The organism is Streptomyces violascens, from assembly GCF_014649955.1.
In the GTDB taxonomy this organism is placed as follows: Bacteria; Actinomycetota; Actinomycetes; order Streptomycetales; family Streptomycetaceae; genus Streptomyces; species Streptomyces violascens.
The window spans coordinates 1-12736 of the sequence record NZ_BMUA01000033.1 but is presented as its reverse complement, the minus strand read 5'-3'; the positions used below and the strand labels follow the sequence as shown (position 1 = coordinate 12736).

15 protein-coding genes and 1 pseudogene are annotated in these 12736 nt (G+C 68.9%); 10 read left to right on the top strand and 6 right to left on the bottom strand.

Annotated elements, in window-relative coordinates:
* Positions 1-6: 6 nt before the first annotated feature.
* From IE206_RS36830 to IE206_RS36815, 4 genes are all read right to left on the bottom strand, one after another.
* Positions 7-1464, bottom strand: a complete 1458-nt coding sequence (locus IE206_RS36830) for an amino acid permease (RefSeq protein WP_189970132.1) — start codon at positions 1462-1464, stop codon at positions 7-9.
* On the bottom strand, positions 1461-2138 hold the full coding sequence (locus IE206_RS36825; RefSeq protein WP_189970218.1) for a FadR/GntR family transcriptional regulator: 678 nt from the start codon (positions 2136-2138) through the stop codon (positions 1461-1463). The genes IE206_RS36830 and IE206_RS36825 overlap by 4 nt, the downstream gene beginning before the upstream one ends.
* Before the next feature lie 740 nt (positions 2139-2878).
* Positions 2879-4135: a sensor histidine kinase gene (locus IE206_RS36820; protein ID WP_189970130.1), complete on the bottom strand. Its 1257-nt coding sequence runs from the start codon at positions 4133-4135 to the stop codon at positions 2879-2881.
* Complete coding sequence (locus IE206_RS36815; RefSeq protein ID WP_189970216.1) at positions 4132-4800, bottom strand: response regulator transcription factor; 669 nt, start codon at positions 4798-4800, stop codon at positions 4132-4134. Before IE206_RS36815 ends, IE206_RS36820 begins: the two co-directional genes overlap by 4 nt.
* Positions 4801-4954: 154 nt before the next feature.
* Here IE206_RS36815 and IE206_RS36810 point away from each other — a divergent pair, with 154 nt between their 5' ends.
* From IE206_RS36810 to IE206_RS36790, 5 genes are read left to right on the top strand one after another with little or no spacing between them, the layout of a single operon-like run.
* On the top strand, positions 4955-5536 hold the full coding sequence (locus IE206_RS36810) for a hypothetical protein (RefSeq protein ID WP_189970128.1): 582 nt from the start codon (positions 4955-4957) through the stop codon (positions 5534-5536).
* Positions 5537-6076, top strand: coding sequence for a HAMP domain-containing protein (locus tag IE206_RS36805; protein ID WP_189970127.1), 540 nt, complete (start codon positions 5537-5539; stop codon positions 6074-6076). It begins immediately after the preceding gene.
* Entirely contained in the window at positions 6076-7272 is a 1197-nt protein-coding gene (gene pgsB / locus IE206_RS36800; protein WP_189970125.1) for a poly-gamma-glutamate synthase PgsB, read from the top strand. The genes IE206_RS36805 and pgsB overlap by 1 nt, the downstream gene beginning before the upstream one ends.
* Positions 7269-7748: a poly-gamma-glutamate biosynthesis protein PgsC/CapC gene (locus IE206_RS36795; protein ID WP_189970123.1), complete on the top strand. Its 480-nt coding sequence runs from the start codon at positions 7269-7271 to the stop codon at positions 7746-7748. Before pgsB ends, IE206_RS36795 begins: the two co-directional genes overlap by 4 nt.
* Positions 7745-8749, top strand: coding sequence for an NlpC/P60 family protein (locus IE206_RS36790; RefSeq protein WP_189970121.1), 1005 nt, complete (start codon positions 7745-7747; stop codon positions 8747-8749). Before IE206_RS36795 ends, IE206_RS36790 begins: the two co-directional genes overlap by 4 nt.
* A 112-nt stretch (positions 8750-8861) precedes the next feature.
* On the opposite strand, the gene IE206_RS36785 is transcribed toward IE206_RS36790, so the two are convergent.
* Positions 8862-9161 carry a hypothetical protein gene (locus IE206_RS36785; protein WP_189970118.1) on the bottom strand — a complete coding sequence of 100 codons (300 nt, stop codon included), beginning with the start codon at positions 9159-9161 and terminating at the stop codon, positions 8862-8864.
* A 500-nt stretch (positions 9162-9661) separates the two neighbouring features.
* Here IE206_RS36785 and IE206_RS36775 point away from each other — a divergent pair, with 500 nt between their 5' ends.
* The gene (locus tag IE206_RS36775; RefSeq protein ID WP_189970114.1) at positions 9662-10240 is read left to right on the top strand and encodes a maltokinase N-terminal cap-like domain-containing protein; all 579 of its coding nucleotides are present in this window, start codon (positions 9662-9664) and stop codon (positions 10238-10240) included.
* Positions 10241-10269: 29 nt separating this feature from the next.
* On the opposite strand, the pseudogene IE206_RS42860 reads toward IE206_RS36775, so the two are convergent.
* Positions 10270-10539 (bottom strand): annotated as a pseudogene (locus IE206_RS42860) (IS5/IS1182 family transposase); the annotation flags it as partial.
* A gap of 255 nt (positions 10540-10794) precedes the next feature.
* Between IE206_RS42860 and IE206_RS36770 the strand changes: the two are divergent.
* From IE206_RS36770 to IE206_RS36755, 4 genes are all read left to right on the top strand, one after another.
* Positions 10795-10959, top strand: a complete 165-nt coding sequence (locus IE206_RS36770) for a hypothetical protein (RefSeq protein ID WP_189970112.1) — start codon at positions 10795-10797, stop codon at positions 10957-10959.
* A 76-nt stretch (positions 10960-11035) separates the two neighbouring features.
* Positions 11036-11299, top strand: coding sequence for a hypothetical protein (locus tag IE206_RS36765; protein WP_189970110.1), 264 nt, complete (start codon positions 11036-11038; stop codon positions 11297-11299).
* 319 nt (positions 11300-11618) lie between these two features.
* Positions 11619-12434, top strand: a complete 816-nt coding sequence (locus IE206_RS36760) for an alpha/beta fold hydrolase (RefSeq protein WP_189970108.1) — start codon at positions 11619-11621, stop codon at positions 12432-12434.
* Between the two features lie 114 nt (positions 12435-12548).
* Positions 12549-12736, top strand: a 188-nt coding sequence (locus tag IE206_RS36755) for a mycothiol transferase (RefSeq protein WP_189970106.1), incomplete at its 3' end; no start/stop codon positions are given.

The window sequence follows — 12736 nt, the reverse complement described above, 5'->3', positions numbered from 1 at the left end:
CGTGGTTCACACATTCACCTTGGAGGACTCTGCACGGGCGACCCGCCCGCGTACGCCGTACCAGCCGGCCACCAGGGCAGCCACGATCAGCGGCAGGCACAGCACGGTGGTGCGGCTGGCGCCGCCGTCGGCGTACATCAGGACGAACACGGAGAGGAGGAAGCCGAGCGTGACGATCTCGGTCCACGGGGAGCCGGGCAGACGGTAGCTCGGCCGGGACAGCTCGCCTGACCGCGTCTTCCGCCAGAACAGCAGGTGGCAGATCATGATCATGCCCCAGGTGGACAGGATGCCGATCGCCGCGAAGTTGAGCACGATCTCGAACGCGTCCGCCGGGACGACGAAGTTGAGGCCCACTCCGAGGACACAGATGCCGCTGGTGAGCAGGATGCCGCCGTAGGGGACCTGGGTGCGGCTCATCACGCCCGTGAACTTCGGTGCCGAGCCGGACATCGCCATGGAGCGCAGGATGCGCCCGGTGGAGTACAGGCCGGAGTTGAGCGAGGACATGGCCGCGGTGAGCACGACGAGGTTCATCACGCCGCCGGCCGCCGGGACACCGATGTGGGAGAGGACCGTCACGAACGGGCTCTGGCCTGCGGAGTACGTGTTCCAGGGCAGCAGCATCGACAGCAGGACGACCGAGCCGACGTAGAACAGGCCGACGCGCCACATGATCGAGTTGATCGCCTTCGGCATGATCTTCTCGGGGTTCTCGGTCTCGCCCGCCGCGACGCCGACCAGCTCGACGGAGGCGTAGGCGAAGACGACACCCTGGATGATCAGCAGCATCGGCAGCACGCCGTTGGGGAAGACACCGCCGTGGTCGGTGATCAGCGACGGGCCGGGGGTGGTGCCGTCGACCGGGTGCCGGGTGACCAGCAGGAAGATGGCGATCGCCATGAAGATCACGAGGGCGCTGACCTTGACGATGGCGAACCAGAACTCCAGTTCGCCGAAGAACTTCACCGAGATGAGGTTCACGGTGAGGACCACGGCCAGGGCGACGAGCGCGATCACCCACTGGGGGATGTCGGAGAACAGGCCCCAGTAGTGGGTGTAGGTGGCCACGGCGGTGATGTCGGCGATGCCGGTGGTCACCCAGTTGAGGAAGTACATCCAGCCCGCGGTGAACGCGCCCTTCTCACCGAGGAACTCCCGGGCGTACGAGACGAACGCGCCGGATGAAGGCCGGTACAGGACGAGTTCGCCGAGGGCACGGACGACAAGAAAGGCGAAGACGCCGCATACCGCGTACGCGATGAAGAGGGAGGGGCCCGCGTCGGCGAGGCGGCCGCCCGCGCCGAGGAACAGGCCGGTGCCGATGGCGCCGCCGATGGCGATCATGTTGACGTGCCGCGACTTGAGGGATTTGCGGTAGCCCGCGTCACCGGCGTCGACGTGACCGGAGGGCGTCCGTATGTCCGCCTGAGAGGACTCTTCCTGCAGGGACTGCTCGCTCACGTCTCAGGTCTGCCTTCCGTGGGGATGTCCGTGCCCCGGGGGCGCACGATGTCGGTGAGGGTCGTCTCGACGCGGTCGAGGTGGTGGGTCATAGCCTCCACCGCGTCGTGTTCGGAACCGTCCATCAGCGCCTCAACGATCGCCCGGTGCTCGCGGTTGGACTGCTCGCGCCGGCCGCCCAGCTCGTTGAGGAAGGCCGACTGGCGGGCCAGCGCGTCCCGGATCTCCTCGATGATCCGGCGGAACACCGGGTTCTGGGCCGCCTCGGCGATGGCCAGGTGGAAGAGCGTGTCCATCGCGACCCATGCGGTGGTGTCGGTCTCCCGCTCCATCCGGTCCAGAAGGTGGGCCAGGTGGTCGAGGTTCTCCGGGGTGCGGCGCAGCGCCGCATAGCTGGCGACCGGGATCTCGACGTGTCGGCGCACCTCCAGCAGGTCGCTGGCCGAGTAGTCACCGAAGGTGGGGTCCTCGACGGTGCTGGCGACGACGAAAGTGCCCTTGCCGGTCCTGGAGACGGTCAGCCCCATGGTCTGCAGAGCTCGCAGAGCCTCGCGCAGCACGGGGCGGCTGACCTCCAGGGTGCGGCACAGCTCCGCCTCGGAGGGGAGCTTGTCGCCGATCGCGTATTCGCGGCGCTCGATGGCGCCACGGAGGTGGGTGAGGACCGCTTCCATGGCGCTGACGCGCCGCAGCCTCGTACCACCTGTCTGGCTGTCTGACAGGTTCACGAGGGTGATCCTCCGGTGACGGGACGGGACTGTCAAGGGGTCAGGAAGAAGCCAGATTCCTCTACGGCGGCGCCTTCCGTGTCGTAGGGGCCGGCGATAATAATCGGCCTACAGCAGGCAGGGCAGATCCCGCGCCGTCAGCCGTGCACCCTCATCGACAAGCCAAGCCCTCACCACGTGGGTTCCCCCTCCCCTGCCCCCCGCTCCGGCCGGTGCCGCGCGCACCGCGTCCCAGGGCCGGTCGGCGATGACGGGGGGGGACACCGCCGGTCGCGGCGCTCTGGAAGAGCCGGTGATCGGCGCAGGGGACGCCGAGGATCTCGCAGATGGTCATCGACGGCACCGGCAGCGAGAAGTGCGCTCACCCCGCATTCCGCGAGTTAGCTTAGGCATACCTTAGGGGCGATCCAGCCATTCGTCTACGCGCTTGTAGTCGAAATACGGTTCGACGGCGGGAGCTGTGGCAGGTGTGCTTGTCCCGGGCGAAGTGGTTCAGCATGCCGCGGTCGGCCAGTCGGCCGCTCACCGGCCCGTCGGCGCACGCCGGGACTCCTCGACGAGGGCCCCCGCGCGAGGCGGTAGGGCCGGCCCTGTCGGGGTGCCGTTGAACGTACCGGCGCCGGTCTCCCGTCGCGGTGGCCGAGGTGGGGACCTGTGCGGAAGCGCCCTGGGCCCACGGACGAGGGCTACTTGGCCCGACTGGGGAGCCGCAGGACGAAGCGGGCACCACCGCGCGGGCTCGGCTCGACGGTGAGGGTGCCGCCGTGGGCATGGGCGACCCAAGACGCGATGGACAGTCCCAGGCCGGTGGATCCCGACCTGCTGTGGAACCGTTCGAACAGGGAGTCGGCGAGGGCCGTGGGTATGCCGGGCCCGGCGTCGTCGACGGTGACCGTGCCCTCCGGCGTCACGGAGACGTCGATTTGGGAGTGTCGTCCTGGAGCGTGGCCGTAGGCGAGCGCGTTGTCGAGCAGGTTGGCCAGGGCCCGGCGCAGCAGGTCGGAGTCGCCCTCGACAATGACTGGTTCGGCCAGAACGGTGACCTGGTGCGCACCAGTTGGAGTGTCGTCAACAAGGGCCTCGACGAGCTGGTCGAGGCGCAAGGGCTCGCGGGTGATGGCGGCAACACCGGCCACCAGCCTGGCTCGGGTGAGCAGTCCGTCGATGAGGTCGCCCATCCGACTTGCCAAGTGCACCGTGCGGTCGAGTGCCTCGGTGCGCAGGGCATCGTCATGGCGGGCCGTCTCGGCGAGGGCGCGCAGCGACGCGGCGGGGGTGCGCAGGTCGTGGGCGGCGTCTGCAAGGAATGCTTCCTGCTGGTGGAGCGCGATCAGTGCCGGACGTACCGCCCTGCCGGACAGCAGGTGGCCGGCGAGGGACGACAGCGTCACCAGGGCGGCACAGCCCGCCGCCAAGAGGGCTACCAGATGGCGGTGTTCGGCCTCGCTGTCGGCGGTGTCGATGGCGGCCACGACCACTCCACCCAGGGTCTTGTCATCGGGACCCGGGAACGGGGTGGCGAGCAGCCGTGCGTGGTCGCCGTCCGGCGTCTGCGTGTCGGCCCAGGCATCCGATCCATGGCGCACCGCGGTGGCGGCGACCGTCTGGATGGCGGAAAGCGCGACAACGGTGCACGGCTGATGCGGTGGACGGGCCACGGTCAAGTGGCCGGCGGCCCCGGACAGTACGGTCAGTGCCGGGCAGTCGGTCTCCATCGCATCGAGCAGCGGCTGGAGGTTGAGACGGCCGGCGTCGTCGTAGTCGATCAGGCTGACCGCGTGGTCGGTCTGCAAGCCCATCGTGGTGTCGAGCTGGCGGTGTGCGGCGACGCTGTCGCTGTGGATGGCGAATGCCGCCAGAGCGACCAGCCCGACGACGCTGGCCAGAGCGAACAGCGCGGTGAGCCGCCAGCGCAGGCTGCGGATCCGGGCCGCGGCCGTCATCCGCCACTACCGGCCGACGCCAGCCGGTATCCCACACCGCGGACCGTGTGGATCACCATCGGCTCACCGAGTTTGCGGCGTAGTTGAGAGACCAGGACCTCGACGACATTCGAGTTCGGCTCGGCCATCTCGTCCCAGCACCGCTCGATCAGTTCACCCCGTGGCACTGCCTGGTCCGGGTGGGCCGCCAGGATCTCCAGGACGGCGAACTCCTTGCGGGTCAGTACCAGAAGCACGCCATCGCGGCGGACCTGGCGCCGCGCCGTGTCGATCTCGAGGCCCGCGACCCGGTGAACGGGCGCGCGGACGATACCCGCGCGTCGGCACAGACTGCGCACCCGGGCCACCAACTCGGGCACCGCGAACGGCTTCACCAAGTAGTCGTCGCCACCACTGCTGAACCCCTCGACCCGGTCGGCGACCGTGTCACGGGCCGTGAGGAACAGCACCGGTACCGTCCGCCCGACCCGGCGCAGCTCGTGTACGTAGCCGACGGCATCGCCGCACGGCAGCATCCGGTCGAACACGACGCAGTCGTACCGGGTGACGAACAGGGCCTCATCCGCAGCCGGCAGGTCCGCAACCTCGTCGACTGCCAGTCCGTCCCCGCGCAGTGCCGCGGCCACCGCGAACCGCAGATCAGCGTCGTCCTCGACAACCAGTATGCGCACGGCCGACACAATAGCCGCCCCCCACCTCATCAAAACTTCAGGCTCTTCCCGGGATCCTTCAAGAGCACCAACACCGCTGAAACGGGAGGGAATTGAAAGTGCTTCCTCATGTCCGGAACATATGTGGCTTACGCCGGGGTGCGCCGCGGTGAACAGGAGTGCCACAGCCCGCTCCGGCCGCACGCGCAGGCTCGCCTCATCGGTATGGGTCCCGTGGACATGCGGCGTGCTGATGCTGCTCACCGTGGCGGGGACCGTGCTGGCCCTGGGCGGCCGGGTCGACCGGGGCGTGACCGTCCCCGCGGCCATACTGGACAACCAGCAAAACGTCACGGCCGCCGCGGCGCAGCACGTCAGGCGTGCGCTGCACGCCGGCGAACTGGACCTCGCCCAGCTCGCGGACGGGCTCACCCTGGGGTCCGACACGACCGAGTTCGACAGCCAGGTCAAGGACTTCAAGCAGCGGTACGGGCGCTACCGCAGTGTCTACGTGCTGGACGCGGCGCGGCGCGTGCTCGCCCGCGCCGGGACCACGGCGCATCCAGACCAGGTGCCCGTCGCTCCGACCCGCGCCGGCAGCAGCGACGCGACCTCCATCGACAAGGTGCCGGTCGTGGTCCAGTACGCGCCGTTCAAGTACGGCAGCAACAGCAGGGCGGTCGCCGTCGCCGAATACGACCTCGCCAAAATGCAGCACGCATTCGATGCCGTCCGACCCGCCACCGCATGAGTGGTCGATGCCCAGGGAGAGGTACTCGCATCGACGGCGGGCTTCACCGCGTTCCAGCTCCTCGCGCGTGATGAACTGCGCCGTGCGGCGCGCACCGACAAGCCGGTCGTGTCGATGGGCGACGGCAGTTCGGACGCCCGGGACATCGTCGCAGCCGCACCGGTGCACGGCGACGCGAAACACCCCGGACCACCGTGGCGCGTGGTGACCGCGCGCAGCGTCGACACCGTTCTTTTGCCCCAGACCCAGGCGCGCGACCAAGCCATCCTGCTGGCGCAGACGTTGACCGTGGTCACCCTCTGCGTGTTCGGCTGGCTGTACGTGGTGTGGCTACGGCCTCTGCGCCGCCTCGTGCGCGATGCGGAGCGCGTGGCCGACGGCGGACTTCACGACGCCATCGAGGTGCGCCGATACGACGAACTGGGCCTGGTCGCCCGCGCACTTGAGCAGATCCGCGCCGCGATAGCCGCTGATGCCTCGACGAAGGGCGGCCCCGACCGGACGCGGGTGGCTGCCGGAGCGTCCCGGAGGGTGCCGTGATGGCCCACTATCTGTACGGCGTTTTCGCGCTCGCCCTGCTGGGTCTCTTCGTGGCCGGTGTGGTGGAGCGGCGCCGTCACGAACGCCATCTGGAGCGCATTCCGGTGCGGATCCTGGTCAACGGCATTCGCGGCAAGAGCTCCATCACCCGCCTCACCGCAGGTGCTCTGCGCGGCGGGAACCTGAGGGTGGTGGCGAAGACGACAGGCACGGCGGCCCGGTTCATCCACCCGGACGCCACCGAGGAACCGGTCTACCGCAAACACGGCATCGCCAACGTCGTCGAGCAGATCGGCATCGTCCGCAGGGCAGCAGCGGCGCGCCCGGACGTCCTCGTCATGGAGTGCATGGCCGTCCAGCCGGCGCTGCAGGAGATCAACCAGAAGGTGCTGGTCCGTTCGACGATCGGGGTGCTCTGCAATGTCCGCGAGGACCACCTAGAGGAGATGGGGCCGACCCTGGACGACGTCGCGCGGTCGCTGGCACGCTCCATGCCTGACGGCGGGGTGTGTGTGACCGCCGAGCACGACCGGCGTGCCCTGCTGCAAAGGGAAGCGTCCCGTCGCAGCTGCCAACTCCTCGTTGTCGAGCCTGAGTCCGTGTCCGACGAGGAGATGGCCGGATTCGGCTACACCACCTTCAAGGAGAACGTGGCCATAGCACTGTCGGTCGCGGCCGAACTCGGTGTGGACCGGGCATCGGCACTGCGCGGTATGTACGAGGCCCCGCCCGATCCCGGAGTGCTCACCGTCCAGGACTACCGGACGCAGGACGGCACCGTGAGACTGGCGAACGTCTTCGCCGCCAACGACCCCGAGTCCACGGTCATGAACGTCCGTCAACTGGTCGAGTCCGGCCAGATCGAGCCGCCCTTCATCACCCTCATCAACTGCCGCCCCGACCGGATCGAGCGCAACGGCCAGATGGGACGCATCGTGTCCGCACTCGACACCGACACCCTGGTGCTCATCGGGCACCCGACCAGATCCGCGCGGGATGCCGTGCCGGCCGACTGGCCGGGACGGATTCTGGACCTCGGCGGACCCCAGCGGGATCCTGCCCAGATCTGGCGAGCAATCACCGACCAGGTCAACGGCACGGCCTCGCTCGTGACGGTGGGCAATATCCACGGCCAAGGAGAACGCTTGCTGGAGCACGTCGGATCCCTCGCAATCGGGCAGCGGAGCGACCGGTGAACGCTCCGCTGTCGGCCGAGGTCGCGACCCTCGGCCTAGCCATCGGGCTGCTGTTCGGCCTCGGCTGCTACCTGGTGACCAACCTGTCCCCGGGCGGCATGATCACGCCGGCCTGGCTGGCGGTCACCCTGGTCCAGGACTGGCGCCGGATCCTGGTGATCGCCGCGGTGACCTGCCTCACCTGGGCCGCTGCCGCCGCCGCCCGGAAGGTCGTCATCCTGTACGGCAAGCGCCTGTTCGCCGCCGTCGTCCTGCTGGGGGTGTTCCTTCAGATGACGTTCTCGCTCTTCCTGCTGAAGGAGTATCCGTTGCTGTTCACTCATCAGACCCTCGGCTTCATCGTCCCCGGACTGATCGCGTACCAGCTTCTTCGGCAGCCGGTCCTGGCCACCGCCGCGGCCACCGCCGCTGTGACCACGCTCACCTACACCGTCCTCGCCAGCGGACTCCTACTCCACCTGGCGGACTCGCCATGACAGGAGACCGACGGACGACCCCCGCGACCGCCCAAACCCTCTGGTGCAGACCGGAGTTGCTGGTCGGCATTCTGGTCCTCGCCCTCGTGACGCTGGCCTCGGTGGTGTTCGTGGTCGGCAGCGGTGGCGACACCCCGCGGTTCGAACGGCTGGCCGGAACCCTGCGCAGCGTCGTTCGCGACGACCGCGGCCGAACCTTGGCTGTGCTGACCGAGGGCGCCCGCACGGTGGTGTTCACCGGCCCACAGCGCACGTTCGCGGAACCGGACACGACCGCGGCCACCGTCACCACGAGCGCCGTCGTCCGCCTCGCGCCGCAGCCGTGGCACTGGGATGCACGGCACGAGGAGTGGTTCCAGAGCTGGCTCGCCACCGCCCTGACCACCAGGGAGCCCGACGTCCTGGACATCGCGACACAGTACGTCCGTGGCGCAGCCGACCAGCGCGACGGGAAGGGCATCCGGTTCGCGGGCCAGGCTGCCTACGGCCCGATGGGAGACGACGACGAGCGGCAGGCAACCGCCGACTTCACCGACTACCTCGGCATCGGCTGGACGTATGCGAACGGGCGCCATCGCGAACCCAGGAGCGACTTCTACGGTTCGCTGGACTGCTCCGGCTTCGTCCGCACCGTCTACGGGTACCGCTCCGGCTACCCGCTGGAGTTCGGACGGCCCACCGGGCGGGCACTGCCACGCCGGGCCGTCATGATGGCCGAGGACGGTCCCGGGGTCACCGTCGTCCCCAACACCCACCGGCAAGCCACCGACCTCGCCCGGCTTCAGTCCGGGGACCTGGCGTTCTTCAACGCCAGCCCCGAAGCCGGACGCCAGGTCGACCACGTCGGCATTTACCTCGGCCTCGACTCCACGGGACACCACCGCTTCATCTCCAGCCGAAAGACCGCCAACGGCCCCACCATGGGCGACAAGGGCGGCGCGTCCCTACTCGACGGCGCCGGCCTTTACGCCCGTGCCTTCCGCTCCGCAAAGCGACTGTGAACCAGTGCCGGAGGCGGTGACAGTGATCCGAGTAGGCACTGCGATGCGGTAGGGACCCGCCCGCGGACGGGAGACGATGCTCAGCTGTCCCGGTGCTGCGGGCGTGCCCTGGCTAGTGGTTGGTGCGGGCGCGTTGTGTTCGCAGGAGGCTGTTTGGTTGGTAGGCGATGATCCGGCTGCCTGCGGCAACGTACACGGTGTGGTTGGCGATGGAGACTCCGTTGCTGGCCAGCGCGGCCACGGCGTCGATCGCGCCGTCGATCGCCAGGGGCCGTCGGAGGATCTGAAGGCCGGTCCGCGCGTCGTAGGCGTCGAGGAAGCCGGTGGAGTCGGCCGTGTACACGACTCCGTGGGGGGACGCCGCCGGCGACGTGGCTGCCTTTGCGCCGAGCAGCCAGATCTGGCCATCCACACCTGTACGCGGTGGACGCGGCGAGCGGAGCCCAGCGGTGGTCCTCCCCCACCGGTGGAAGCGTGCGCTCATCGCCGACGGCGGCGATGGAGCGGTCAACTTCGGCAGCGACGCCGGCAAGCTGTACGCGGTGGACGAGGTACGGGGTCGGCGAAGTGCCGTGGGAGGGCTGTGTACTTGCGGAGGAAGGCATTTCGCTGAAGGGTGCCGTCCAGGCTTCAGTGAACGGCCGGACTGACCGTTTGAGGGCTTAGAGGTCACGCAGACAGGCCCCTTGGCGAGGGCTGGAACCATCAGTAGTGGCAGCGATGACGCGGCGGGTGATGTGGCGGTCGGAGAGCCGGAGTTCCTACAGGCCGGGAACATGCCTGTCAGAGGTCACAGGGGTGACGGGGAGGTCTACGAGGTCACTCGCTGCCGCTCGGGAAGCCCGCCGTTTCCTATAGTTCGATCACATTCCGTTGGAGGACGGACCCGGATCTACGCGTTAGGGAACTCGCATGGCATCCATTCACCGCACCACCATGACCCCCACCAAGCTGGAGCTGCTCACCGGCTGGCTGCCGAAGCAGAGCTGGTACGTGGGCGACGCGGAAACGTCGGAGCTGGTGAAGGCCGGTGGGTTCCGTCTGGACGATCCGGAGGGCGCGGTCGGGATCGAGTTCATGGTCGTCGTGGACGCCACCGCGCAGGAGCCGGTGGCGTATCTGGTGCCGTTGAGCTACCGCGGTGCTGCACTGGAAGGGGTCCCCGGCGAGGCGTTGATCGGCACCTCCGAGCACGGGGTGCTCGGCACGCGGTGGATCTACGATGGTGTCCACGACCCGGTGGTGATAGCGCAGTTGCGCGCACTACTGCGCGGTGAGGCGGTGCCGCAGCACCAGAGCAAGAGCGACACCCCTGACCCGACCGTCACCGTGCACGGAACTGGCCCCGACGACGGGCTTGACGTTCAGGTCAATCGTGTCCTGCGGCCGACCGAGGCTGCGCAGAGGCTGTCCGGAAGCCTCGTCGCCGGGTGGACCTGGCCAAATGGAACGGCGGCACGAGGAGTACTCGCGGCTGTCGCGCCGCGGTAAGCGGTCACGCGGATACAGCAGTCGTGTGATCACGGTCGGCGGTTCAGGCGTTCGTCCCAACAATAAGCTGCCCAGGACCGCCGGATCCGGTTGCGCACGGTGATGATTGCGTCGGCGAGGTCGAAGAAGGCGCCGATCACCGTGACGCGACGCTCGCAGCACCGGGCGAGACGGTGAAAGGCGTTCCGTCAGGCGTGGGCGTGTTCGGCGTGTCAACGCCGACTGGCCTGATTGGGCGCCTGCTCCCGCTCCTGCGCGATGCGTCCTTGCAGGACGCGCTCGTTGAGCAGCGCGCGGGTGGTGTCCGCCTAGCATCAACTCGTCGCGGCGGCTGCGGCTTGCACCGATGGCGCGGTCGGGTCGGCGGGCCAAAGGTGTCTTGCGCCTGCGGGGCCGGGCCTGCTCGGGGGCGTCATGCCTTCAGGGTGCTTCCACAACAGCGTCGCGGCACCTGGCTCGCCATCGGGCGGCTTGTAGGCAGTTCACATTGGCTTCCGTGGCTGTGGGGAAGCGATCGATCACGGATTGCATCCGCTCACCCCAATGGCGACCACATGTACAAGCTTCGCAAGCCCGCCGTCCTGGTCACGGCCCTGGGCAGCCTCGGAATGCCGGCCGCCGGTACGGCCCAGGCGCACGACGGCGGGAAGGGTGGCGACCAGTTCGGCATCGGGCAGAGCAGCAACTGCCGGTCGCACGACCTGAACGTCGACCCTTGACCCCACCGACCAACTCGCGTTCATCGCCTGCGACGCAAACGCCCGCCTGCTCACCCTCGACCTCACCACCGGGAAGGTGACCGACAATGAGGAGACCGGGCCAGGCCCCGACGTCCTCGCCTACGACACCACGGGCCACCGCCTGTACATCGCCGCCGAATCCGGCTGGCTCACCACCCTCGACCTTCACGACCGGCACCTGACTGCCACCGGCCGGGCCCGCCTCGCCGACGGCGCCCACATCATCGCCGTCGACCCCACCAGTCACCGCAGCTACTACCCCGTCCCCCACGGCACAAGCAGCCACCCAGCCCTCCTCACCTACCGGCCCACCAGCTGAGCCACGGCAGGCGGAGCGGCCACGGTCGACAGGCTCATCCGGCGGCGGTGATCGTGTACTTCCTGCCGTTCTCGACTTGTTGCGCCCGATGCGAGAGCTACCGCCCCCCGAACACGAGGAGCCCGCCGCCGGCACTTGCGCTGCTGGCAGCGGACCGGCACCCGTGCCTGCGACAGTTGCGTATGTGTTCCATGTGGGCCCGACGCGATCACGGACGCTCGTGTCGTACAAGGTGGGGCGGTGGTGGGCTGTGGAAGGGTGACCGCCACATGGCCGGGCCCGGAGCTCGGCCAGGCCCTGCCTCGAAGGGAGTCATGCGATGGCCCGGGTTCGTGCCGGCGATGTGGTGCTGCACTACGAAGAAGTCGGCGACGGCGAGCCGCTTGTTCTGGTGCACGGCTCGTGGAACGACCACCACGCCTGGCAAGCGGCCATCGAGGCCGACCTCAAGGCGAGTTTCCGCGTCGTGGCCTACGACCGGCGCGGCCACGGCCGCAGCGAGGCTGTGCCGGGCCAGGGCACCCGGCGGCAGGACGAGGACGATCTCGCGGCGCTGATCGAGGCGCTGGGGATGACGCCCGCGCATGTCGCCGGGAACTCCTTCGGCGCGGCGGCCGCCGTTGGCCTGGCCGCCCGCCGCCCCGAGCTGTTCAAGACCCTCACCCTCCACGAACCCCCACTGATGGCACTGGTTGTCGACGACCCCGCCGCGATGAGCGAACTCCGGCCGGTGATGGGCCGCATCGACGCGGTGAAGGACCTGCTGCGCAACGATGAGGACGCGGCGGGCGCGAAACTGTTCGTGGAGGGGGTGGCGCTCGGCCCGGGCGCATGGGAGACGATGCCCCAGCCCCTGCGGGACGTGTTCATCACCCATGCCCAGACCTGGCTCGACGAGCAGCAGGATCCGGCGTGGTCCGCCCTGGACCTCGACGCGCTCAGCGCCTGCACCGCACCTGTGCTGCTCAGCCACGGCACCGAGAGCCCGGCCTGGTTCAACACCGTCCTCGACCGCCTGGCCACCGCCCTGCCCCACACTCGGCGCCACACTTTCCACGGCGCGGGGCACATCCCGCACATGACCCATCCGCGGGAGTACGCGCAGGTGCTCACGCGGTTCGCCCGTGGGGCCTGACATCGGTCCGGCCGACGGTCAACCGAAGGGGACTGCCAGTGCCGTGTCAGGCACCGTTGGCCCTGCTGTGAGGCGCGCCTGCCAACGGGTTCGATCGCTGGCGATAATTGACCGATGAGTACCGTCGAACGCCCTATGCCGCCCCTGAATGCCGACGAGCGCACCACGCTCGAAAGCTGGCTTGACTTTCACCGCACCACACTCGCCATGAAGTGCGAGGGCCTGGACGATGAGCAGGCCGCTGTCGCGTCCGTGCCGCCGTCCGGCTTCACTCTGACCGGCCTTGTCCAGCACATGGCCGA